Origin of the sequence: Burkholderia sp. SIMBA_062 (assembly GCF_046534765.1) — a bacterium.
GTDB classification, from domain to species: domain Bacteria; phylum Pseudomonadota; class Gammaproteobacteria; order Burkholderiales; family Burkholderiaceae; genus Burkholderia; species Burkholderia ambifaria.
In genome coordinates, this window is record NZ_JAWRYD010000015.1 from 50,897 (window position 1) to 73,099 (window position 22,203).

Annotated in this window: 21 protein-coding genes; 11 read left to right on the top strand and 10 right to left on the bottom strand. The window is 68.8% G+C overall.

Annotated features, from left to right (window positions below; translation table 11 throughout):
* Positions 1-5: 5 nt before the first annotated feature.
* Positions 6-275, bottom strand: coding sequence for a hypothetical protein (locus SB786_RS18090; protein WP_410728629.1), 270 nt, complete (start codon positions 273-275; stop codon positions 6-8).
* A 233-nt stretch (positions 276-508) separates the two neighbouring features.
* On the opposite strand from SB786_RS18090, the gene SB786_RS18095 reads away from it, so the two are divergent.
* Positions 509-778 (top strand): hypothetical protein, encoded by a 270-nt coding sequence (locus tag SB786_RS18095; RefSeq protein WP_410728630.1) that lies wholly within the window; start codon positions 509-511, stop codon positions 776-778.
* A gap of 177 nt (positions 779-955) precedes the next feature.
* Positions 956-1,504: a DUF3005 domain-containing protein gene (locus SB786_RS18100; RefSeq protein WP_410728631.1), complete on the top strand. Its 549-nt coding sequence runs from the start codon at positions 956-958 to the stop codon at positions 1,502-1,504.
* Positions 1,505-1,556: 52 nt separating this feature from the next.
* Here the strand turns inward: SB786_RS18100 and SB786_RS18105 are convergent, their stop codons facing one another.
* Entirely contained in the window at positions 1,557-2,318 is a 762-nt protein-coding gene (locus SB786_RS18105; protein ID WP_410728632.1) for a DUF4397 domain-containing protein, read from the bottom strand.
* Between the two features lie 533 nt (positions 2,319-2,851).
* Here SB786_RS18105 and SB786_RS18110 point away from each other — a divergent pair.
* On the top strand, positions 2,852-3,184 hold the full coding sequence (locus SB786_RS18110; protein ID WP_410728633.1) for a hypothetical protein: 333 nt from the start codon (positions 2,852-2,854) through the stop codon (positions 3,182-3,184).
* An 89-nt stretch (positions 3,185-3,273) separates the two neighbouring features.
* On the opposite strand, the gene mmsB is transcribed toward SB786_RS18110, so the two are convergent.
* The 3 genes from mmsB to SB786_RS18125 all read right to left on the bottom strand — a co-directional run bounded on the left by mmsB (position 3,274) and on the right by SB786_RS18125 (position 7,146).
* Positions 3,274-4,164, bottom strand: coding sequence for a 3-hydroxyisobutyrate dehydrogenase (gene mmsB / locus SB786_RS18115; protein WP_410728634.1), 891 nt, complete (start codon positions 4,162-4,164; stop codon positions 3,274-3,276).
* A gap of 14 nt (positions 4,165-4,178) precedes the next feature.
* On the bottom strand, positions 4,179-5,705 hold the full coding sequence (locus SB786_RS18120) for a CoA-acylating methylmalonate-semialdehyde dehydrogenase (protein ID WP_410728635.1): 1,527 nt from the start codon (positions 5,703-5,705) through the stop codon (positions 4,179-4,181).
* Between the two features lie 121 nt (positions 5,706-5,826).
* A complete protein-coding gene (locus tag SB786_RS18125; protein ID WP_410728636.1) occupies positions 5,827-7,146 on the bottom strand; it encodes an MFS transporter in 1,320 nt (439 codons plus the stop codon).
* Between the two features lie 144 nt (positions 7,147-7,290).
* Between SB786_RS18125 and SB786_RS18130 the strand changes: the two genes are divergently transcribed.
* Together SB786_RS18130 and SB786_RS18135 are read left to right on the top strand one after the other, a co-directional pair.
* Positions 7,291-8,262, top strand: coding sequence for a LysR family transcriptional regulator (locus tag SB786_RS18130; protein WP_410728637.1), 972 nt, complete (start codon positions 7,291-7,293; stop codon positions 8,260-8,262).
* A 142-nt stretch (positions 8,263-8,404) separates the two neighbouring features.
* Positions 8,405-8,680, top strand: a complete 276-nt coding sequence (locus SB786_RS18135; protein ID WP_410728638.1) for a hypothetical protein — start codon at positions 8,405-8,407, stop codon at positions 8,678-8,680.
* 24 nt (positions 8,681-8,704) lie between these two features.
* Here the strand turns inward: SB786_RS18135 and SB786_RS18140 are convergent, their stop codons facing one another.
* Entirely contained in the window at positions 8,705-9,427 is a 723-nt protein-coding gene (locus SB786_RS18140; RefSeq protein ID WP_410728639.1) for a haloacid dehalogenase type II, read from the bottom strand.
* A 161-nt stretch (positions 9,428-9,588) separates the two neighbouring features.
* Entirely contained in the window at positions 9,589-11,466 is a 1,878-nt protein-coding gene (locus SB786_RS18145; protein ID WP_410728640.1) for a sulfatase-like hydrolase/transferase, read from the bottom strand.
* A 134-nt stretch (positions 11,467-11,600) separates the two neighbouring features.
* Here SB786_RS18145 and SB786_RS18150 point away from each other — a divergent pair, with 134 nt between their 5' ends.
* Both SB786_RS18150 and SB786_RS18155 read left to right on the top strand, forming a co-directional pair.
* On the top strand, positions 11,601-12,650 hold the full coding sequence (locus SB786_RS18150) for a LysR substrate-binding domain-containing protein (protein ID WP_410728641.1): 1,050 nt from the start codon (positions 11,601-11,603) through the stop codon (positions 12,648-12,650).
* A 263-nt stretch (positions 12,651-12,913) separates the two neighbouring features.
* Positions 12,914-15,163: a putative bifunctional diguanylate cyclase/phosphodiesterase gene (locus SB786_RS18155; protein ID WP_410728642.1), complete on the top strand. Its 2,250-nt coding sequence runs from the start codon at positions 12,914-12,916 to the stop codon at positions 15,161-15,163.
* Between the two features lie 4 nt (positions 15,164-15,167).
* Here the strand turns inward: SB786_RS18155 and SB786_RS18160 are convergent, their stop codons facing one another.
* The 3 genes from SB786_RS18160 to SB786_RS18170 all read right to left on the bottom strand — a co-directional run bounded on the left by SB786_RS18160 (position 15,168) and on the right by SB786_RS18170 (position 17,909).
* Complete coding sequence (locus tag SB786_RS18160) at positions 15,168-16,241, bottom strand: diguanylate cyclase domain-containing protein (RefSeq protein WP_410728643.1); 1,074 nt, start codon at positions 16,239-16,241, stop codon at positions 15,168-15,170.
* A 55-nt stretch (positions 16,242-16,296) separates the two neighbouring features.
* Positions 16,297-17,301, bottom strand: coding sequence for a chemotaxis response regulator protein-glutamate methylesterase (locus SB786_RS18165; protein ID WP_410728644.1), 1,005 nt, complete (start codon positions 17,299-17,301; stop codon positions 16,297-16,299).
* Between the two features lie 383 nt (positions 17,302-17,684).
* On the bottom strand, positions 17,685-17,909 hold the full coding sequence (locus SB786_RS18170) for a hypothetical protein (RefSeq protein WP_410728645.1): 225 nt from the start codon (positions 17,907-17,909) through the stop codon (positions 17,685-17,687).
* Positions 17,910-18,224: 315 nt separating this feature from the next.
* On the opposite strand from SB786_RS18170, the gene SB786_RS18175 reads away from it, so the two are divergent.
* From SB786_RS18175 to SB786_RS18190, 4 genes are all read left to right on the top strand, one after another.
* A complete protein-coding gene (locus SB786_RS18175; protein WP_410728646.1) occupies positions 18,225-18,914 on the top strand; it encodes a DUF969 domain-containing protein in 690 nt (229 codons plus the stop codon).
* Positions 18,911-19,861 carry a DUF979 domain-containing protein gene (locus SB786_RS18180; RefSeq protein ID WP_410728647.1) on the top strand — a complete coding sequence of 317 codons (951 nt, stop codon included), beginning with the start codon at positions 18,911-18,913 and terminating at the stop codon, positions 19,859-19,861. Before SB786_RS18175 ends, SB786_RS18180 begins: the two co-directional genes overlap by 4 nt.
* A 10-nt stretch (positions 19,862-19,871) precedes the next feature.
* The gene (locus SB786_RS18185; protein WP_410728648.1) at positions 19,872-20,894 is read left to right on the top strand and encodes a DUF2891 domain-containing protein; all 1,023 of its coding nucleotides are present in this window, start codon (positions 19,872-19,874) and stop codon (positions 20,892-20,894) included.
* A gap of 151 nt (positions 20,895-21,045) precedes the next feature.
* Entirely contained in the window at positions 21,046-22,110 is a 1,065-nt protein-coding gene (locus tag SB786_RS18190; RefSeq protein ID WP_410728649.1) for an asparaginase, read from the top strand.
* Positions 22,111-22,203 lie beyond the last annotated feature (93 nt).

Below are 22,203 nucleotides of genomic sequence, written 5' to 3' on the forward strand. Positions count from 1 at the left end.
GCCCGTCATTTGACGAAAATGCCGGGCCAGCCGACGATCCGCTTCGGACGCGGCGGCGCATAGGTGCGAACCTTCGACGTCCTTAGCTCACCGGCAGTCCCCGGAAGTTGTCGGCCCGCACCGTCTTCGCGCTCGGCGACGAGCGCGCGAAATCGCAGAAGTGGATTGTGCAGCCGCGGACTGAACGCGGAATCGCGCGCGGCCGTATCGGTTCGATGCAATGCGTCGTCCGCGCCGAGCACGATGCCGGGCCGGTGGATGGCTTCCAGTTGCACGCGTTGTCTCCTTCCATGTACGGGGCGCGAAGCGGCAGCGTGTGCACGCAGCGCGGGCCCGGCCGCCGTGGACGTTATGTCCGGGATTTGTTGGCGAGTATGGGTGGGCGCCGCGACGATGGGAAATTAAATATTCGGCTGGGCGTCAGTTGGAAAATGAATGAGGCGCCGGCGTGCGGCACGTGAATTGCGCGCCCCCGACTTCCATTCACATCGACATCAGCGGAGGTGTCATGCAGCGATATTCCATTCGTTACGTATCGCGGGCCGTCTTCGCCGGCATCCTGATCGCCGGCTTGGCGGCGGGTGCGGGCTGTCAGAAGAAGAGCGAGACCGACACCGGCACCGGTGCGAGTTCGAGCGCCCCGAGCGGCATGGCGCCGGCGCCGTCCACCGCGCCGTCGGGCATGCCTGGCAGCGGCACGGCCGGCAGCGGCGTCGAGGGCGGCGCGGCGAGCATGCCGGGCGCGGCATCCGCGCCGGCCGGCGCGAGCGGCGGCTGACACGCGGCAGCGAGCGTCGCCCGCTAGCCGCGGTGACGTGCCGACACGGCGCGTGCGTCGCAGGGCGCACGCGTGCGACGCGCTGCGCGTGAAAGATTTGCAAGGACCGTTGTAGTGATTCCCGGACCGGCGCCCGCCGGATCACGCTGGCGCACGCCGTCCGGAACAGGAGGTGCGATGCAGAACGCGGAATCGAATTCAACCCCCGAACAGCAGCGCGAACAGATCGAGAAGAGCCCGGTGAAGACGCCGGCGGCCGGCGACATGCCCGATGCGGCGACCCAGGCGTCCGAGGTCGCGAAGCGGCCGCTGACGCCGGAGACGGTCGCGGCGAAAATGCCGACCGGCCTGCCGCCGATCGACGTCGACGCGCATGCGGTCGACAGCGGCGACCCCGTGCGTCGCGCCGCCGGCCGGATCGTCACGCTCGACAACGCGAACATGGCGAGGACCGATAACACGGTCGACGTGGACGGCAAGGGCATGGACGCGGCCGCCGGCGCGACCGAGTGGCACGACAACGTGATTTACTCGAATGCGTCGCTCGACGACGCTGTCATGACGCCCGACGAAGGGCTGGGCGGCATCGAGAGCCGGCCGGGCGGCAATGTGCCGCTGATCGGGACGCGGCCGGGCTGGCGCGTCCGGTATGTCGGCGACGTCGACGTCGAACATGGCGTCGGCGCGCGGGCCGAACATGTGATCCGTTTCGAGCGGATCGGCTGACGTCGCGATTGTCGCTCCGGCGGACCGCCAGGCGGCGGTCCGCCGCGAGCCCTTACTGCGGGCCGAGTTCCTGCGCGGCCGCGTCCGCGTTGTTGCCTTGCGCGACGAGCACGTGAACGTCGTTCGGTATCACGTCGCTGATGCCGCCGGCTGGAATCGTCAACAGCAGCCAGTCGGCGTTGTTGTTGAGGGCGACTGGCGGTGTCTTGAGGATCGGCGTCTTGCTGCCGGCCGTCGTGACGATCACCTGGTAGGTGCCGCCGTTCAGATAGACCGAATCCTGTCCGGATCCCGGCACCGCATTCTGGTAGGCCGCACCGGCCAGCGTCGGGCTTTGCGCCGCGATGTCGGTGCCTGGAGGGACCACGTAGACGTCGACGTTCTGGGCATTCGGCGACGCATTGAAACTACGCACGCGCGCCTTGTCGGACAGCAGTTTCTTGTCGAATGGATCGTCGATCACCGAGATTGCCGACGACGTGCTCGGCAATGCAATGGTCGTGTAGTGATGACCGTTCGCCGCGCTGAACGACTGCGACGCGACGGTCGTGGTCGTTCCCGATACGTCGTAGCTGGCGGTCTGCGTGCCGGAGTCGATGTCGTGATAGCGGGTCACGCCCTTGTATGCGATGCCCGATGCGTCGACCTTCGCATTCAGGTAGTAGTCGAGATTCGGACCGGCGGGCACCGCGTTGATGAAGCGCGCCTGCGGTTTCGAGATGCCGAGTTCGGTGCCGACGTCGTCGCCGCCGCCGCATGCCGTGAGTACGGAAATGACCGAGCACAGGGCCACTATCGTTCGAATGGATTTCATTATCGTCCTCTCGTTCAGGGAATCTGCTTGCGATGCAGCGCCGCCGCACGAAGCGAGCCGTACGGGGCGCAGCGCCGGTTGAGGAAGGATCGCCTTCCGCCGGGGCGGCGGGCGCGTTGATGTCGCAAGGGATGTGCCTGCACGGCTCCGAACGCGCTGGCGTCGGTGCGGTGGCGGTGCGGCGGTTGTGCGGCGTGCTGATGCGCTTGCATGCCGGGAGTGGTTGCGCGAGCGGGGCGGCGCCGTGCTTGTAAAAAACGGCAGCTCGGCGGCGCAACGTGCCGACGCCGGCGCACGGCGTTTGCCGCAACGCGGTTCGAGCGGTTTGGCCGCAAATCGCGCGGCAACCGGGAAAAACGACCCACCGGCCACCGCCGCACCCACCGCCCGCCGTAAATCTTGCCGGCAGCGGCGCATAGTTTAACCATTCGAAACAATGTGTTCACTCAAAAGGGCATGATCTCCGGCGATCGGGCAGGCATACTGTCGCCTATGTTGCTCAATGCCGTCGAATCGACGTGCGCCTGCCCCCCATGCCCATTTCCGTACCTTTTCGATCCTTGCGATGGTTGACCATCGCGGCTGCCGTATGCTTGCTCGCCGCGTGCTCGACCGCTTCCGACGTGACCGCGACGTCGAACCCGAATGTCTTCACCGTGACGACGCGCACGCTCGGCGTGTCGACGACGTGGGCCGACGCCCATGAAAAAGCGCTCAGCGAAGCGGCCAGCTACTGCACGCAGCGCGGCATGCGCGCGAGCCCGAAGCAGGAGTTGGTGAGCGCCGGCCGCCGCGTCGACGCGCGCTCCGAACTCGCGTTCGAGTGCCATCCGACCTTCGAGACCGCGTCGAACCCGCGCGGGTAAGCGCCGCACTGCCTATGCTGCTCCCGATGTGAAACGACCCGCGATGCCGTTGACGGGCATCGCGGGCCGGCGCACGTCCGTCGATCGCGTTACGCGGGTTGTGCCTCGTACAGCTTCACGCACGCGGAGAAGTCGAGCGCGCCGAGCCCCTGCTGGCTCATCGACTGGTAGAGCTGCTGCGCGAGCGCGCCCATCCACACTGGTTGCCGTGCGCTGCGCGCGGCTTCGGTCGCGAGCCCGAGATCCTTCAGCATCAGGTTCGCGGCGAACCCGCCGGCATAGCCGCGCGCGGCGGGCGCCGCGTCGTTTACGCCCGGGTACGGGTTGTACGTATCCGAGCTCCAGCAGCGGCCGGTCGACGTGTTGATGATGCCGGCCAGCACGGCCGGATCGATGCCGAGCGCGGCGCCGAGCGCCATCGCTTCGGACACGCCCATCATCGAGATCCCGAGCAGCAGGTTGTTGCAGATCTTCGCGATCTGCCCGGTGCCCGTGCCGCCGCAGTGCACGACGTTCTTCCCCATGTCGAGCAGCACCGGGCGGATGCGCTCGAACAGCGCGGCTTGCGCGCCGACCATGAAGGTCAGCGTGCCGGCCTGCGCGCCGCCGGTGCCGCCCGACACCGGTGCATCGGCGAGCGGAAAGTCGCGCTGCGCGGCGGCATCGGCGATCGCGCGCACGGTGTCCGGGTCGATCGTGCTGCAGTCGACAAAAGTTGCGCCGGCGCGCGCGCCGGCCAGCACGCCGTCGTCGCCGAGATAGACCGCGCGCACGTGCTGCGCGGCCGGCAGCATCGTGATGACCAGCGACGCGCGCGCGGCCGCGTCACGCGGCGACGCGGCCGCCGTCGCGCCCGCGCGCACCGCGGCGTCGAGCGCGTGCGCGTCGAGGTCGAACACCGTCAGCGCGTGGCCGGCCTTGAGCAGGTTGGCGGCCATCGGGCCGCCCATGTTGCCGAGTCCGATGAATGCGATTTCCATGTGCGGACTCCTGCTCAGCGCAGTGCGATCGTCGTGTTCACGCCGCCGGCCGTCGCGTCGTCGTCGAACCAGCGCGCGGTGACCGTCTTCGTCTGCGTGTAGAACTGCACGACCTGCTTGCCGTACGGGCCGAGATCGCCGAGCTTCGAGCCGCGCGAGCCGGTGAAGCTGAAGTACGGGACCGGCACCGGAATCGGAATGTTGATGCCGACCTGGCCGACGTCGATCTCGCTCTGGAACTTGCGCGCGGCCGCGCCGCTCTGCGTGAACAGGCCGACGCCATTGCCCATCGGGTTCGCGTTGACGAGCGCGATCGCGTCGTCGAGCGTGTCGGCTTCCAGCACGACCACCACCGGCCCGAAGATTTCTTCCTGATAGATCGACATGTCGGTCGTCACGCCCGCGAAGATCGTCGGGCCGACGAAGTTGCCCTGCTCGTAGCCCGGCACCTTCACGTCGCGGCCGTCGAGCAACAGCGTCGCGCCTTCCTTCACGCCGGCGTCGATCAGCGACAGGATGCGCGCCTTCGCCGCCTTCGACACCACCGGCCCGACGTCCGTGCCGGCTTCGGCGCCCGCGTTGACCTTCAGCGCCTTCGCCTTTTCGACCAGAGCGGGCAGCCAGTCACGCGCGCGGCCGACCAGCACGACGACCGAGGTCGCCATGCAGCGCTGGCCCGCCGCGCCGAACCCCGCGCCGACCAGTGCGTTGATCGCCTGCTCGCGATGCGCATCGGGCAGCACGACTGCATGGTTCTTCGCGCCCATCATCGACTGCACGCGCTTGCCGTGCTGGCTGCCGAGGTTGTACACGTGCGTGCCGACGCGCGTCGAGCCGACGAACGAAATCGCCTTGATGTCCGGATGCGTGCAGAGACGGTCGACCACGGTCTTGCCGCCGTGCACGACGTTCAGCACGCCCTGCGGCACGCCGGCCTCGATCGCGAGCTCGACGAGCTGCATCGTCGACAGCGGGTCCTGTTCGGACGGCTTCAGCACGAACGTGTTGCCGCACACGATCGCCATCGGGAACATCCACAGCGGGATCATCGCGGGGAAGTTGAATGGCGTGATGCCCGCGCACACGCCGATCGGCTGGCGCAGCGTGTAGGTGTCGACGCCGCCCGCGACGTTCTCCGCGAACTCGCCTTGCTGCAGCGTGCCGATCGAGCACGCGTGCTCGACCACTTCGAGGCCGCGGAAGATGTCGCCCTGCGCGTCGGGCAGCGTCTTGCCTTGCTCGGCCGTCAGCGTGTGCGCGATCCGTTCGAGATTGCGGCGCACCAGGTCCTGGAATTTCAGCATGATGCGCAGCCGCGCGCCGATCGGCGTCGTCTTCCAGGTCTGGAACGCGCGCTGCGCGGACGCGATCGCGGCATCGACCTCGTCGAGCGTCGCGTACGGCACGCGGCCGATCACTTCCTGCGTCGCGGGGTTGACGACGTCGCCCCATTCGGCGCTTTGCGAATCGACGAACGCGCCGTCGATCAGCAGCTTGGCGGTGGGCAGGGCGAGGGTGGTCTGGGGAACTGCGGCGTTCATGGAATTCTCCGGGAAACGATGATGCGAGGAAAAACGGTGGCCCGCGTCCGTCGCGCGTGCAGCCGCGGCCGACGACAGGTCAGACAGGAATCGGGTCGATGCGGGCGGTGCTTCGGTGCGCTCACGCGCGCGCCGGACGCATCAGCGCGGTACACGCGAGGGCGAACACGCCGAAGCCGACGAGGTATGCGATCACGTAGTGCGGCTGGCCGCCGCCGGCCTTGAGCAGCGACGTCGCGATCATCGGCGCGAAGCCGCCGCCGATCACGCCGGCGAGCTGCACCGACAGCGAGATGCCGCTGTAGCGGAGTTCCGCCGGGAACTGCTGCGCGAACAGCAGCGCCTCCGGCGCATAAAGAATCGGGAACACGACGCCGAGGCCGAGCACGATCGCCCACCATGCGGTCGACGTCTGCTGCGTGCCGAGCATCATGAAGAACGGCGCGGCGAACGCGCACATCAGCACGAGGCCGATCGCGAACATCCGGCGCTGGCCGATGCGGTCGCTCAGATGCCCGCACAGCGGCATCGTGACGAGCGACAGCGCCGCGCCGGCCGTGATCGCGTGCAGCATCTCGGCCTTCGGCAGATGCAGCTGCTGCGTCGCATACGCGAGGGCGAACGTGACGACCATGTAGAACCAGGTGTTCTCGGCGGCGCGCGCGCCGACGATCGTCAGCACTTCGCGCGGATGGCGGCGCAGCGCGGCCGTCACCGGCGACTTCTCGGCCTTGCCCTGGCGCTGGATCTTCTCGAAGTCCGGCGACTCCGGCACCTTCGCGCGGATGAACCAGCCGAGGCCGACCAGCGCGATGCTCGCGAGGAACGGCACGCGCCAGCCCCACGACAGCATGTCGGCGTCCGGCAGCGCGGCCACTGCGGCCATCGCGACCGACGACAGGATCAGCCCGAGCCCGACGCCCGTCTGCGGCAGGCTGCCGAACAGCCCCTTGCGGCCCTTCGGCGCATGCTCGACGGCCATCAGCACCGCGCCGCCCCATTCGCCGCCAACGGCCATGCCCTGCAGGAAGCGCATCGCGATCAGCAGCGCGGCGGCCCAGTAGCCGATGCTGTCGTACGACGGGATCAGCCCGATGATCATGCTCGGCACGCCCATCAGCAGCAGCGTGATCATCAGCATCGACTTGCGCCCGATGCGGTCGCCGAAGTGGCCGAACACGATGCCGCCCATCGGCCGGCCGATGAAGCCGACCGCGAACGTGCCGAACGCGGCGAGCGTGCCGACGACCGGGTCCAGCGACGGAAAGAAGATGCGGTTGAATACGAGCGCGGCGGCGGTGCCGTAGAGGAAGAAGTCGTACCACTCGATCGTCGTGCCGGCCATGCTGGCCCAGCCGGCCAGCAGGTAGTGCCGCGCGGTGCGCTCGGGCGCCGGCGTCGCGACGGTTGCATGCTCATCGAGGGTGGATCGGGTCTGCATGGTGTCTCCGTATTGGATGCCCGCGGCTCATGGTCCGCAGGTCACGGTCGAGTATAGTTATGCGCTGATCCATGATGTACCGACAAGAAAACCGGTTGGATGTGCATTTCTGCATATCGACGGCCGGCCTGGAGACACCCGCCGATGCGACATACCCCCGAGCCGGTTTCCGGCAACCTGAACTGGGACGACCTGCGCTTCTTCCTCGAAGTCGCGCGCACGCAACGTGCGAGCGGCGCGGCGAAGCGGCTCGGTGTGGACTACACGACCGTCGCGCGGCGCATTCGCGCGCTCGAGGCCGCGATGGGCACGCTGCTGTTCGACAAGTCGCGCTCCGGAGGCTTCACGCTGACGGCCGAGGGGCAGCGGCTCGTCGCGTATGCGGACGCGATGGAGACGACCGTGCAATCCGCGTGCGATGTGGTCGCGAACACCGGCGGCGCGCTGTCGGGCCACGTGCGGATCGGCTCGACCGAAGGGTTCGGCTGCTTCTTTCTTGCGCCGCAGCTCGCGCGGTTTCGCGTCGCGCATCCGCATGTGACGGTCGACCTGCTGCCGGTCCCGCATTTCGTCAACCTGCCGAAGCGCGAAGCCGATCTGGCGATCACGCTCGAGCGGCCCGAACGCGGGCCTTACGTGGTCACGAAGCTGTGCGACTACCAGTTGCGGCTCTATGCGACGCGCGACTATCTGGCGAGCCATGCGCCGATCACCTGCACCGACGATCTCGCACGGCATGCGTTCGTCAGCTACGTCGACGATCTCGCGTTCAGCAGCGAGCTGTTGTACCTGGAGCGTGCGGTGCCCGGCGCGACGGCCGGGTTGCGCACGACGAGCGTGATTGCACAGGTGTTCGCCGCGCTGCAGGGCGGCGCGCTCGCGATCCTGCCGTGCTTCATGGCGGCCACGCAGCCGGCGCTGGTGCCGGTGCTGCCGGACGACGTGGTGGTCACGCGGTGCTTCTGGCTGACCTGTCGCGAGGATCTGCGCAAGCTGCGGCGGGTGACGGCGCTATGGGATTACCTGCGCGCGGCGGCGGACGCGAACCGGGCGCTGCTGATGGGGGAGTCGGGGGCGTTGCGCTTTGTCGGGGAACGCGCGGACGGCACGCCGTGAGCGAAGCGGCACGGCACGGGCGGTCCGTCCCGTGTCGATCGATGGATTTCGCGCCGCGCACCGGTTTGACATAGTGGCTTCGCGGGGCGGGCGCACACGTGGCGCCCCGCGTCCCGCATGTCCTGTCATCCGGAGGTGTGCAATGAAGAAGAAAACAGCAATCCTGATCGTCGCGGCGAACGCCGATCCGACGGGGCTCGCGGTCGGGCAGATCATCACCGGCAGCGGCAGCATGGGGCGCGTCAGCATGAAGATCACGAGCGTCAGGCAACAGACCGCCTTTGCCGACCAGCCGTTCGTGCTCGAAGTCGCGACACGCGAGCCGACATGGTTCGACGACGCCAATCCGATCACGACGATCAGCTACAACAACGAACGCAACCGGGCCGAAGTGACGACCTGCACGTTCACGTCGTGACCGGCATCCGGGCGCGCGTGGGCGTCAACCCGGACAACCCAGCCGGTCCGCGAGTTCGTTCAGGTCCCTGACGTCGAAGTCCCACGCGTCATCCGCTTGCAGGTCCGTCGTCTGGCCGGGCCCGTGTTCGGTCGGCCGCAGCACGAACGCGGTCGCCAGCCCGAGTTGCCGCGCGGCGGCGAGGTCGCCGTTGTGCGCGGCGACCAGGCACAGCTCGGCCGGCGCGACGCCGAGAATCTCGACCGCATCGGTATAGACCTTCGGCGACGGCTTGTACGCGTGCGCGACTTCCGCGCCGAGAATCGCGTCCCACGGCAGGCCGCCGTGCTTCGCGACGTCGACCATCAGCCGGATGTTGCCGTTCGACAGCGGCGCGATCACGTAGCGCTGCTTCAGCCGCTGCAGCCCCGCGACCGAATCGGGCCACGGATCGAGCCGGTGCCACGCGAGGTTGAGCGCGTCGATCTCGTCATCGGATGTGCCGTCGATGCCGTAGCGGTCGAGGGTGCGCACGAGGTTCTCGCGATGCAGCACGTCGAGCCGCACGTAGCGGCGGCGCCCGCTGCGGATTTCCTCCATCGACGGCGAATATTCGCGGCGCCACGCGTCGGCGAATTCGAACGGGTCGAGATCCGGCGCATGGCGCGCCAGGAACGCGGCGGCTTCGCGCGCGACGCCGTTTCTCCAGTCGACGATCGTTCCGAACACGTCGAAAACGAGCGCCTTGATGTCGGCAGGGTTCGTCATGGTGATCCCGTGAAGGTCGATCGATGAGGGTACGCATCGCCGTGCCGCCGGAGTGCGCGGCGCCGGTTCGATCGACATTGAATCACGGATACGGAAAGGCGGTTTGGCAGGTCGTCATGCGGAACCACCGGGCAGCGTGGCGCGCGACTTGCTTCCCGACGTCAATGCCGCTTCCTGATCCGCACCTGCACCTTCCCGTCGCGAATCGGCATCACGTCCGGGCTGTCGTCGCCGACTTCGCTTGCAATCAGGTCGTTCAGGCGGCCGTTCATCGCGATCAGCAGCTCGCCGTGCTGCTTCCTGTCCATCGCGAGATTGCGCATCTCGCCCGGGTCGCTCGCGATGTCGAACAGCTCGACGTCGTTGCGCGCGAACAGATCCTCCATCGTGGTCGGCCGGTTGAATTCGAGCGGCGAGAAATAGCGCGTGAACCGGTAGCGGCCGTCGAAGACGCTGCGGATCGTGCCGCGCAACCGGAAATCCGGCTGCTGCGCGAGCGCGCGGCGCAGCAGCTCATCCTCCGGCACGCCTTTTTGCCGCAGCGTGGCGAGTTCCTTCAGCATCCATTCGCTGTCGTAGTACAGCAGCATCGCGTAGTTGAACAGCGTCGCGTCGCGCGCCGCGTCGCATCGCGCGCCGCGCCGTTTCGCGTCGGCCGGCTTCGCGAGCCAGCGCGTGAGGTCGTGCCCCTTCAGCGCGCTGCCGCGAATCGCCGCGAGCCGCGCGTCGTCGAGGCCGGTGAGCCCGAGCAGCGTCGGCGCGATGTCGATGTGCGAGGACAGCGCATCGCACTGCATGCCGCCCGGATACGCGGGATGGCGGATCACGAGCGGCACGTGGTTCTGCGGCTGGTACGCGGCCGCGCCCTTGCCGACGAGCTGGTGCGCGCCGACGTGGTCGCCGTGGTCGGCCGTCATCACGACGATCGTGCGTTGGTCGAGGCCGAGCGCCTGCAGCGATTGCAGCAGGCGCACGACGTGCGTGTCGCAATCGCGAATGCAGTTGAAGTAGTTGTCCTGATAGATGCGTACGCGTTCGTCGGTGAACGGGTAGCGCCCGACGAGGTTCGCATGCGCGGCGTTGAACATCCCGTGCGCGGGCGGTCGCCCCGGCTCGTCGTACGGCTGCCGCCGCGACGCCGCGAGCGGCACGTCGCGCCATGACGTGCGGTACAGCGCGTCGTTCGGCGGCGGCGCGTTGCCGAGCATCGGGTGGTTCGCATCCTGCACGGTCGAGCCGTTCGTATCGGTGTTCACGAACATCGCGTCGTGCGGGTTCACGAGATTCACCGCGAGGAACCACGGCTTGCCTTCCTTCGCGAGGCGCGGCGCATGGTTGCGCATCCAGCTCACCGCGGCCTCGGCCGTGATCCCGTCGTACTGGTAGCCGCCGCGCACCATGCCGATCAGGTCGCCCACGCCGAAATAGTCGTCGAAGCCGTACGCGCGGATCGTGCGGTTGTAGTCGGCCACGGGCGCCGTGTACGGGCTTGCGGTTTCGTGCATCGACGCGCTCAGGTGCCACTTGCCGAGATACGCGGCGTAGTAGCCGGCCTCGCGCAGCATGTGGCCGACGGTGCGTATGTCGGGCGACATGTCCTTTTGCCAGGGCACGCCCGCGTTGTCGAGCACGCCGGTGTGCTGGATGTGCTGGCCCGTATAGATCGTCGAGCGCGACGGCGAGCACACGCATGCGGCGATCTGGTGGTGCATGAACGTGACGCCGTCGCGGCGCAGCGCTTCGCGGCCGGGCACCGGAAACGGCCAGCGGTCGAAGTGGCGCTCCTGGTCGGTCAGGATGAACAGGATGTTGTAGCCGGCGGGCGGTGTCGCGGGTGCGGTTGCGGCGCCGTGGAAGGCCGGCGCCGGATCGACGGCCGCCACGTTCGCCGGGCCGGCCGCCGGCGCGGGCGGCGGGTTCGCGGCTCCGGCCCGCGCATCGGCGCCGAGGCCGGCCGACGCGACGGCCGCACTGGCCAGCTTGAGGAACCGGCGTCGCGCGGTGGGTTCGGTGGCGGGGGTGTGCTGATCGTCTTTCACGTCGGCGGTCTCCTGGTCATGCCGGCTCGTGCCGGGGGTTTTCATGCAGACGACTATGCGGCAGGATCGCGTATCGATCGATGAAAGATCGGGGTCGATCAATAACCTGCCGAACATGAATGACGGAGACGCCGATGACGCTCGATTCCCGCGGCCCGGCCGGCCGCGCGCGGCCGGACCCGCTTGCACCGCCCGGTGCGCCGGCCCACGAGCAGCGCATTGCACAGGCGCTGCGCCGGCTGCGCGTGCGCGACATGGAAACTCTCGACACGCTCGGCCGCACGCGCAGCTTCGCGCGCACGGCCGAGGCTGCGTCGATCACGCAGCCTGCGCTGTCGAAATGGCTGCGCGAGCTCGAGGCGTCGCTCGGCCTGCCGTTGTTCGAGCGCACGTCGCGGCGCGTCGCGCCGACGGCATACGGCGATGCGCTGCTCGAATGCATCGGCCGCGTGCTGACCGACGTGCGCGGCGTCGCGCCCGCGTTCGACGCGTTGCGAACCGGCGCCGGCCGCCCGGTGTCGATCGGCCTGTTGCCGAACATGGCGCCGCAACTGATTCCGGGCGCGCTCGCGTGGCTCAGGGAAGCCGGCCGCCCCGTGCAGCTCAACGTGCGGGAGGACACGCTCGACCGGATGCTCGCGCAGGCGCGGCGCCACGAGCTCGACCTGCTCGTGTGCCGGCTCGATGCGTCGGCGCTCGGCGCGGGGCTCGCCGTCGCGCCGCTGTACCGCGACGACATGATCGTCGTGTGCGGGCCGCGCCATCCGTTGCTCGGGCGCGCGCGGATCGGGTGGCGCGACGCGGCCGCGTTTCCGTGGATCGCGCCGCCGTTCGGTTCTCCCGCGCGCACGGCGCTCGACGCCGAGTTCGCGAGGGCGGGCCTGGCGCCGCCGTCGGTGCTGATGGAGTCGGTGTCGTGGCAGACCAACCGCGCGGTCGCCGGGCAGTCGCCGTGCCTGTTCGTACAGTCGGCCCGCGGGTTCGACTCGGCCGCGCGGGCCGGCGAGCGCGTCGCCCGGCTGCCGCTGAAGCTGTCGACGATGCCCGACACGGTCGGCGCGCTGTATGCGGCGCCGGCGAGCGTATCGGTTGCCGCCGCGATCGACGCGCTGAAGGCCGCGACGCGCACGCATCCCAGCGCGGACGACCTCCCCGGAACGGAGCCGGGCGCGGACGCAGTCTGACGGTTCGTTGCCGGAGCAAGCGCGCGTGGCCTTCGTGCATTGCAGCAACGTTTCGGCGAATCGATCGCCAACCGAGCGTAACCCCTGATGAAAGGCGGTGCGCCGATCGTCACGGATTGGTGTTAAATATATTTTGGTGCGCGTTCCGGCGCGTGCCCATGGGGACGCCTCGGGTTCACGTAAACCCGGAGCGATAAACGGCACGCAGGACCGCTAACGAATCGGGCGCATCAGACCCGATCGAACTGACGGCAGGATTCAATTTGAATACCGAACCGCAAAGTTCTCGATACAGTCTCGGCCTCGCAGCGGAAGTCCTCGCGTCCGAGCAAAGCGTACTGAGGCTGATCACGCGCAACACACCGTTGCCGGAACTGCTCGTCGAGGTTTGCCGGCGCGCCGAGGCGCTGCTCGGCGAAGGCGCGTCGTGCACGATCCTGCTGCTCGACGCGGACGGCATGCATGTGCACGTCGGCGCCGCGCCGTCGCTGCCCGCGCAGTACAGCGCCGCGATCGAAGGCGCGTCGATCGGCCCCGCCGCGGGCTCGTGCGGCACCGCGATGTACGAGCGCCGGATGATCGCCGTCGAAGACATCGAAACCGATCCATTGTGGGCCGACTATCGTGCGTTCGCGCTGCCGCTCGGCCTGCGCGCGTGCTGGTCGGTGCCGTTCCTGGACGACACGGGCGCCGTGCTCGGCGCGTTCGCCGTCTATCACCGCGCGCCGCGGCGGCCCAGCGACGCGGAAACCGACCTGCTGCGCGATATCGGCAACAGCGTCGGCCTCGCGGTGCACCAGGATTCGATTGCGCGGCAACTCGTGCACAGCGAGGAGCATCACCGCCTGGTCGTCAACAGCCTGAACGAAGGGATTCTCGTCATATCGCCCGACGGCGTGGTGATCGCGAGCAATCCGAGCGCGAACCGGATGATGCGCGTGAAGGGCGAACTCGTCGGGCGCCGGCTGTCGAGCGTGATCCTGTACAAGCTGCGCGAGGACGGCACGCCGATCGCGCCCGACGAATGGCCGAGCCGGCTCGCATTCACCACGGCCACGCCGCTGCTCGACTACTCGGTCGGCTTCGGGCTCGCGGACGGCGACATCATCTGGGTGCGCGGCAACGCGGTGCCGATCGTGAAGCCGGGCGAGACGCGGCCCGAGTCGGTGCTCGTGTCGTTTCACGACATCGGCCCCGTGCGCGAAGCGCAGCAGCAATTGCGCTACCTGGCGACGCGCGACGCGCTTACGGGCCTCTACAACCGGCGCTGGCTTTCCGAGCGGATGCGCGAGCTGTTCGGCGCGCGCGATGCGGCGGCCGGGCCCGCGCGCGTCGCGATCCTGTTCATCGATCTCGTCGGGTTCAAGAAGGTCAACGACACGGCCGGCCACGACGCCGGCGACGCGCTGCTGCGCAGCGTCGCGGCGCGCCTCGCGGCCTGCGCGGGCGGGCGCCACGCGCTCACGCGCGTCGGCGGCGACGAGTTCGTGATCCTCGTCGACCAATGCGACGATCCCGACGAACTGTCCGCGCTCGCGCGCGAGGTGATCGACACGATCGCGAAGCCGTTCGCGATCGCGAACAACGAGTACTGGCTCGGCGTGTCGATCGGGATCAGCGTCGCGCCGCGCGACGGCGACGATGCGGTCACGCTGATGCGCAACGCCGACTCCGCGATGTACGACGCGAAGCAGCGCGGCCGCAATCACTTCACGTTCTTCACCGCGCAACTGAATCTGCGCCTGCAGCGCCGCTTCGCGATCGAGCAGTCGCTGCGCCGCGCGATTGCGTCGGGCGCGCTACGGCTCGCCTACCAGCCCGTCGTCGACGCGCGCAGCGGCCGCACCGTCGGCGCCGAAGCGCTGCTGCGCTGGACGAGCCCCGAGCTGGGGCCGATGTCGCCGACGGAATTCATCCCGGTCGCGGAAGATACGGGGCTGATCGTGGCGATCGGCCAGTGGGTGCTGGAGACGGCCTGCCGGCAGGCCGCCGAATGGCGGCGCACGATCGCGCCCGACCTGATGCTCGCGGTCAACCTGTCGCCGCGGCAGTTCCACGAGGGCCTCGTCGAGTCGGTCGGCCGCTGCCTCGCGCAGACGCAGCTCGACCCGGGCGCGCTGGAGCTGGAGATTACCGAAGGATTGCTGATGAACGACACGGACACCGTGCTGCCGATGCTCGAGGCGCTCACGGACATGAACGTGCGGATCTCGGTCGACGATTTCGGCACCGGCTATTCGTCGCTTGCGTACCTGAAGCGGTTTCCGCTGCATAACCTGAAGGTCGACCGTTCGTTCGTGTCGGGCGTGCCCGATCATCGCGACTCGGTCGCGATCACGCAGGCCGTCGTCGCGATGGCGCATTCGCTCGGGATGAAGGTCACCGCGGAAGGCGTCGAAACCCAGGCGCAGTCGCGGTTCCTGCAGCAGATCGGCTGCGACATGCAGCAGGGCTACCTGTTCGGCCGGCCGCTCGATCCGACCGACTACGCGCGCCGGCTCGTCACCGTGTAGGCGTTCAAGCGAAACCGCCGCCGGGCGGACGCGCAGGCGGCGCATCGATCTCGACGCGATTCTTGCCGTCGTGCTTCGCGCGATACAGCGCGCGATCGGCCGCCTCGATCAACGACGTCGTCGGCACGCCGGGAGCCGGCACGATGCTCGCGCCGCCGATGCTGATCGTCACGTAGCGGCCCGTCGACGAGTGCGCGTGTTCGAGCCGCAGCGCCTCGATCGCGAGGCGGATCTTCTCGCCGAGCAGCCGCGCGGCGCCCGGCGACGTCGCCGGCATCACGACCGCGAACTCCTCGCCGCCGAAACGCGCGGCGAGATCGCCGGACTGCCCGAGACAGCGCTCGATGGTCGACGCGACCTGCTTGAGCACGCTGTCGCCCGATACGTGGCCGTACGTGTCGTTGTACAGCTTGAAGTTGTCGACGTCGATCATCAGCAGCGACAGCTCGCTGCGCTCGCGCGTGCCGCGCCGCCATTCGGCGGCCAGGTATTCGTCGAGATAGCGCCGGTTCGACAGCCCGGTCAGGCCGTCCGAATGCGTGAGGCGCCGCAGTTCGAGATTGGCCTCCAGCAGTTGCTGCTGCGATTGCCGCAGCGCGCGATAGGCCTCGTCGCGCTGCAGCAGGCTCATGTATGAGCGCGAGTGATAGCGGATCCGCGCGACCAGCTCGATGCGGTCGGGCAGTTTCACGAGGTAGTCGTTCGCGCCGGCCGCGAACGCGGCGCTCTTGACCACCGGCTCTTCCTGCGTCGACAGCACGATGATCGGCACGTCGCGCATCGCCGGATTCGCGCGGTATGCCTTCACGAGGCTCAGCCCGTCGGTGCCGGGCATCACGAGATCCTGCAGGATCACCGTCGGCCGCGTCTCGATCGCGGTCGCCAGCGCGTCGTCCGAGCGCGGGCAGTAGTGGAAGTCGATGCCGTCCTCGTCGACGAGCGCGCGCCTCACGGCTTCCGCGACGATCGTTTGATCGTCCACCAGCAGGACCATCGCGGGCGCGTCGGCGTGCGGCGCGGGTCCGGCGTCGAACGCCGCATGCAGGCCGCCGGGCGGGCGGGAGAGGTCGCTAGTCATGATGGATGCCGGGTTGCGCCATGGCCGCGACGGGTGTGACGGGATTTCATCGGGCTCAGATCCGCGCGAGTGCCGCCAGTTCGCCGGCGATGCGCTCGAGCGGCAGGATCGCGCGTGCCGCGCCGAGCGTCGCGGCCGCTTTCGGCATTCCGTAGACGGCGCTGGTCGCCTCGTCCTGCGCGATCGTGTGGTAGCCCTTCATGCGCAGTGCCTTCAGGCCGATCGCGCCGTCGCGTCCCATGCCGGTCAGCAGCACGCCGATCACGCGGCCCGGCCAGTGCTCGGTCAGACTGTTGAAGAACACGTCGACCGACGGCCGGTACGGCGTGGCGGCCGGTTCGCGCGTGTACTCCAGCGTGCCGGCGCGCGTGATGCGCAGGTGATCGTCGGTCGCCGCGAGCAGCGCGACACCCGGCTGCGGGCGGTCGCCCTCGCGCGCGACGCGCACGGTCAGCGGCGTCTGGCCGTCGAGCCATTGCGCCATCCCTTCGGCGAACGCGCGATCGACGTGCTGAACGATCACGATCGGCGCGCCGAAGTCGGCCGGCAGGCTGCCGAGGATCGACGCGAGCGCGCCGGGGCCGCCGGCGGACGCGCCGATCGCGATCAGCGGGCCGCCGCTCGCGCGTGTGGTCGTGCCGGCCGTGCGGACGCCGCCGGGCGCGTCGAGCAGCCGGCCGATCTGGTCGATTTTCGCGAGCAGGAGGCGGGCCGTGTCGCCGGCCGCGCCTTCGCCGAGGCGGGGCGTGTCGACCGCGTCGAGCGCGCCGGCGCCCATCGCTTCGAACACGCGCCATGCGTTCGCACCGATGCAGCCCGTCACGATCAGGATCGCGCACGGGCGGCCGGAGCGCATGATCCGCCGCGTCGCCTCGATCCCGTCGCACTTCGGCATGATCAGGTCCATCAGCACGACGTCGGGCGGTTGCGCGGCGCACAGTTCGACGGCCCGCGCGCCGTCGGTCGCAACCCACAGCACCCGATGCTCGGGCCGGCGCGCGATCGCACGGCGCATCGCCTCGACGGCAAGCGGGAGGTCGTTGACGATGCCGATGTTCACAAGCGGGATACTCCGGTCGGTTCGTAGTGTTGGAGGTGGGCCGGGTTCATGGAAGGCCGTGCCGGGTCGGCGCCGCCAAACGGCATCGGCGGGCGGACGGCACGGAATGCTCTTCAATTGGCAACGCCCCGCATGCTGTCATGCGGCGCGAGCGGCGGCAATCGAAAAAATTGCGCATTGCGTCGTTCTGACCCTTTCCTCTAGGGAGGGGCTGCAATTTTTGCCGTCCGCGCGGCGGAAAGACGACGGGCGCGAGGGCCCGGGGAGACCGAATCGACAGCTCGGGAGCGGGCACGCGTTGTTCTACCGCAAGTGTGCGGCCGATGCCGACGCGGAGCGCGGGCGGCGCGACGCCGCAGCACGCGGAAGACGCGCCCTCGTCGTCAATGGGTGCGCGCGTACCCCTCGATCAGCGCGCGCATCATCCCTTCGACGGTCGCGTCGAGCAGGTCGGCTTCCCGCTCGGATTCCTCGACGAGCGCGGCGTACGCGGTCGCGAGCGTCACGCGGTCGACTTCATGGCGTTGTTCCATCAGCGTCACCATCCCGTCCTTCGCCAGATGAGCGGAGAACGCGCGGCTGCCGATGGTCTGGAATACGTCAATCATGGCGGCTCTCCTGAACGTTGCCGATGCCTTCCAGTGTAGTCGGCGTACCGGCGCTCCGCCATGCGCGACGGGAGCGGGGCGCGCGGCGCGGGCCGTTCCGGGTCGGCACCGCCGCGACACCGCCGCAACACCGCCACAAGACCGCGGACCCACGGCCGTCCCATCGTCGTACCGGTTTCAACGTTTACCCGAAGCGTCAAATTGTCGACTTTTTATCGATAAAGTCTCGTGCTAGATTTTGCGACCTGAATCCGGTCGAAACCGGGCGGGGCGGCGCGTCTGCACGGCGTCGCGCATCCATCACAAGGAGGAGCAATGCTGGTGCTGATTGGGGTGCCGATCGTCGTGATCGGTTTCGCGCTGCGCTTCAACGCGCTGCTGGTGGTCACGATCGCGGGCCTCGCGACGGGGCTGGCGGGCGGGATGAATCTTGTCGACATCGTCAGCGCATTCGGCAAGGCGTTCACCGACAACCGCTACATGGGGCTGATCTGGCTGACGCTGCCGGTGATCGCGCTGCTCGAGCGCAACGGCCTGAAGGAGCAGGCGAAGCGGATGATCTCGCGCGTGCAGGCGGCCACCACCGGCCGCGTGCTGATGCTGTATTTCGTGCTGCGCCAGGCGACCGCCGCGCTCGGCCTCACGTCGCTCGGCGGGCACGCGCAGATGGTGCGGCCGCTGATCGCGCCGATGGCCGAGGCCGCCGCCGTCAGCCAGCACGGGGAGCTGCCGGAATCGGTGCGCCAGCAGATCCGCGCGCACGCATCGGCCGCCGACAACGTCGCCGTGTTCTTCGGCGAGGACATCTTTATCGCGATCCAGTCGATCCTGCTGATCAAGGGCTTTCTCGAACAGAACGGGATCGCGATCGAGCCGCTGCACCTGTCGGTCTGGGCGATCCCGACCGCGATCGCCGCGCTGCTGATCCACTGCACGCGGCTCGCGCTGCTCGACCGCCGGCTGTCGCGCGGCTTCGGCGCCTTGGGGCGGGAGGGCGCGCGATGATCGGCCTCGAACCGCTGTATACACTCGCCGGGCTGATGTTCGCGGCGTTCGCGTGCTTCAACCTGACGGATCGCACGAACCCGCGTCGCGTCGTCAATTTCGCGTTCTGGGCGATCTACGCGCTCACGTTCCTGTTCGGCGCGCTGCTGCCGCACTTCGTGATGGGCTGCCTCGCGATCGCGCTCGCGCTGATCGCGGGCTCGGGCAAGCTCGGACGCGGCAAGTCGGACGAAGCCGGCGACGCGGCGGCCGCGCGGCGCGACGCGAAGGCGCTGCGCTTCGGCAACAGGCTGTTCCTGCCGGCGCTGCTGATTCCCGTCGTCACGCTGATCGGCACGTTCGCGCTGAAGCGCGTGCCGTTCGTCGATCCGAAGAGCGTCACGCTGATCTCGCTCGTGCTCGGCACGCTCGTCACGTTCGCCGTCGCGCTCGCGATGCTGCGCGATTCACCGGTGCACGCGGTGAAGGAGGCGCGCCACACGATGGACGCGGTCGGCTGGGCCGCGATTCTGCCGCAGATGCTCGCGGCGCTCGGCGCGCTGTTCGCGGTCGGGGGCGTCGGCGGCGTGGTGTCCGGGCTCGTCAAGGACTGGGTGCCGATCGACTCGCCGTTCGCCGTCGTCGCCGCCTACACGGTCGGCATGGCGCTGTTCACGATGATCATGGGCAACGGGTTCGCCGCGTTCCCCGTGATGACGGCCGGCATCGGCCTGCCGCTGATCGTCCATCAATTTCACGGCAACCCGGCGATCCTCGGCGCGATCGGGATGCTGAGCGGCTTCTGCGGTACGCTGATGACGCCGATGGCCGCGAACTTCAACATCGTGCCCGCGGCGCTGCTCGAACTGAAGGACAAGAACGGCGTGATCAAGGCGCAGTGGCCGACCGCCGTGCTGCTGCTGGCCGTGAACACGCTGCTGATGTACGCGTTCGTATTCCGCTTCTGACGAGATGCCCATGACCGACCGACTGACTCCCGAACTCGCATCGAAATTCGCGTCGCTCGCGCTCGCGCACCTGACTCGCGAATATCCGAACAAGCTCACGCATTCGCTCGAAGGCCCGCACGACGTGCAGGGGCCGCGCGCGCTGCACCCGATCTTCTACGGCAGCTACGACTGGCATTCGTGCGTGCACGGCTACTGGCTCGTGCTGCGCGTGCTCGAACGCTATCCGGCGCTGCCGGAAGCCGAGCGGATCATCGCCGTCGTCGACGCGCATTTCACCGACGCGAACGTCGCTGGCGAACGCGCTTACCTCGCGCTGCCGCACAACAGCGGCTTCGAGCGGCCTTACGGATGGGCGTGGCTGCTCGCGCTCGCCGCGCAACTGGAGCGGCTCGCGTTGAAGGGCGTGGTGCCGCAGGCTGCACGCTGGGCGAAGACGATGGCGCCGCTCACGGACCTGTTCGTCGCGCGCTTCGAAACCTTCCTGCCGAAGGCGACCTATCCGCTGCGCGTCGGCACGCACTTCAACACCGCGTTCGCGCTCGCGCTCACGCTCGACTTCGCGCGCGCGACGCAGCGCGACGGGCTCGCGGCGCTGATCGTCGATACGGCGAAACGCTGGCACCTCAACGATGTCGCGTGCCAGGCGTGGGAGCCGTCGGGCGACGAATTCCTGTCGCCCGCGCTGATGGAGGCGGAACTGATGCGGCGCACGCTGCCGGCCGCCGAATTCGACGGCTGGTTCGCGCGTTTCCTGCCCGAGCTCGCGCGCGGCGAGCCGGCGACGCTGTTCGTGCCGGCAACGGTCAGCGACCGCAGCGACGGCAAGATCGCGCATCTGGACGGGTTGAACCTGAGTCGTGCATGGTGCCAGCGCTCGCTTGCCGGCGCGCTGCCGGAAGGGGATGCGCGGCGCGCGAAGCTGCTCGACGCGGCCGACCGGCATCTCGCGAGCGCGCTCGCGCACGTGGCCGGCGACTACATGGGCGAGCACTGGCTCGCGACGTTCGCGCTGCTGGCGCTCGACGCGTAGTCGCTTCGACGGGAATCGTCGCGACGGCTTTGCATCCGGCGCAACACCACTTTCCATCGGCCGGGCGGCGCGACCCGGCGGCAAATCGATACACTGCCGTACCGGTGGCACGGGCCCCGGCAATCAGGCCCGACGAAGGAGACGGCACAAGATGGACACCCAACGCGCAGCGGTCGTCACGTACCGCGGCAATGCGATCGAGAACACGCACGTCGCCGATGTGGCGGTGGTGGATGCGGGCGGCAAGCTGCTGTTCAGGCTCGGCGATCCGTTCCGGCCGACGCTCGCGCGCTCGGCGGCGAAGCCGGCCCAGGCGCTGGCCGTGATCGAGACGGGCGCGCCGGAGCGGTTCGGTTTCGACGATGCGGACATCGCGTTGATGTGCGCGTCGCACAGCAGCGAGGAGCGGCACATCGCGCGCACGCGGGCGATGCTGGCGAAGGTCGACGCGCACGAGTCGGATTTGCGCTGCGGCGGCCATGCGCCGCTGTCGGACGCGGTGTACCGTTCGTGGATCAAGCGCGACTACACGCCGACCGGCGTCTGCAGCAACTGCTCGGGCAAGCACGTCGGGATGCTGGGCGGCGCGCGGGCGATCGGCGCCGCGATCGCCGACTACCATCTGCCGGAGCATCCGATGCAGGTGCGCGTGAAGCAGGTAGTCGCCGAAGCGTGCGGCCTGCGCGACGACGAGGTCGACTGGGCGATCGACGGCTGCAACCTGCCGACGCCGGCGTTCCCGCTCGACCGCCTCGCGCGTCTTTACGCGTCCCTGGCCGACGGCGCGGATACGCTGGACGCCCGCGGCGCGGCGACCACCGATCGCGTGCGCGCGCTGGCGCGCATTCATCATGCGATGACGGCCCATCCGGAGCTGGTCGCCGGCGAAGGGCGCTACTGCACGGTGCTGATGGATGCGTTCGAAGGGCAGGTCGTCGGCAAGCTCGGCGCGGATGCGTGCTACGGGATCGGCGTACGCGCGTCGGCGCGCACGCGGGAACTCGGCGCCAACGGCGCGCTCGGCATCTCGGTGAAGATCGCGGACGGCAATATCGACGTGCTGTACATGATGGTCAGCGAACTGCTCGAACGGTTGCGGATCGGCACGGACGCGCAGCGCGCGCGGCTCGCCGCATTCCACCGGCCGCGGATGCTGAACACGCAGGGCGTCGAGATCGGGCACGCGACGTTCCCGTTCGAATTGCAGCCTGCGTGAAGGCAGGCAACGCATCGACACGTCGATGCCGGATGCGGGCGTTGCGTACGATGCCGGCGGCCTCGGTGCCTGCCTACTGACCGGGCGCGACCG

Coding starts and splice junctions, on each gene's coding strand:
- SB786_RS18135 (WP_410728638.1), top strand. CDS start 8,405: ATGAAGAAGAAAACAGCAATCCTGATCGTCGCGGCGAACGCCGATCCG.
- SB786_RS18170 (WP_410728645.1), bottom strand. CDS start 17,909: ATGATTGACGTATTCCAGACCATCGGCAGCCGCGCGTTCTCCGCTCAT.
- SB786_RS18105 (WP_410728632.1), bottom strand. CDS start 2,318: ATGAAATCCATTCGAACGATAGTGGCCCTGTGCTCGGTCATTTCCGTA.
- SB786_RS18180 (WP_410728647.1), top strand. CDS start 18,911: ATGATCGGCCTCGAACCGCTGTATACACTCGCCGGGCTGATGTTCGCG.
- SB786_RS18130 (WP_410728637.1), top strand. CDS start 7,291: ATGCGACATACCCCCGAGCCGGTTTCCGGCAACCTGAACTGGGACGAC.
- SB786_RS18160 (WP_410728643.1), bottom strand. CDS start 16,241: ATGACTAGCGACCTCTCCCGCCCGCCCGGCGGCCTGCATGCGGCGTTC.
- SB786_RS18120 (WP_410728635.1), bottom strand. CDS start 5,705: ATGAACGCCGCAGTTCCCCAGACCACCCTCGCCCTGCCCACCGCCAAG.
- SB786_RS18140 (WP_410728639.1), bottom strand. CDS start 9,427: ATGACGAACCCTGCCGACATCAAGGCGCTCGTTTTCGACGTGTTCGGA.
- SB786_RS18175 (WP_410728646.1), top strand. CDS start 18,225: ATGCTGGTGCTGATTGGGGTGCCGATCGTCGTGATCGGTTTCGCGCTG.
- SB786_RS18150 (WP_410728641.1), top strand. CDS start 11,601: ATGACGCTCGATTCCCGCGGCCCGGCCGGCCGCGCGCGGCCGGACCCG.
- mmsB (WP_410728634.1), bottom strand. CDS start 4,164: ATGGAAATCGCATTCATCGGACTCGGCAACATGGGCGGCCCGATGGCC.
- SB786_RS18125 (WP_410728636.1), bottom strand. CDS start 7,146: ATGCAGACCCGATCCACCCTCGATGAGCATGCAACCGTCGCGACGCCG.
- SB786_RS18110 (WP_410728633.1), top strand. CDS start 2,852: ATGCCCATTTCCGTACCTTTTCGATCCTTGCGATGGTTGACCATCGCG.
- SB786_RS18185 (WP_410728648.1), top strand. CDS start 19,872: ATGACCGACCGACTGACTCCCGAACTCGCATCGAAATTCGCGTCGCTC.
- SB786_RS18095 (WP_410728630.1), top strand. CDS start 509: ATGCAGCGATATTCCATTCGTTACGTATCGCGGGCCGTCTTCGCCGGC.
- SB786_RS18190 (WP_410728649.1), top strand. CDS start 21,046: ATGGACACCCAACGCGCAGCGGTCGTCACGTACCGCGGCAATGCGATC.
- SB786_RS18100 (WP_410728631.1), top strand. CDS start 956: ATGCAGAACGCGGAATCGAATTCAACCCCCGAACAGCAGCGCGAACAG.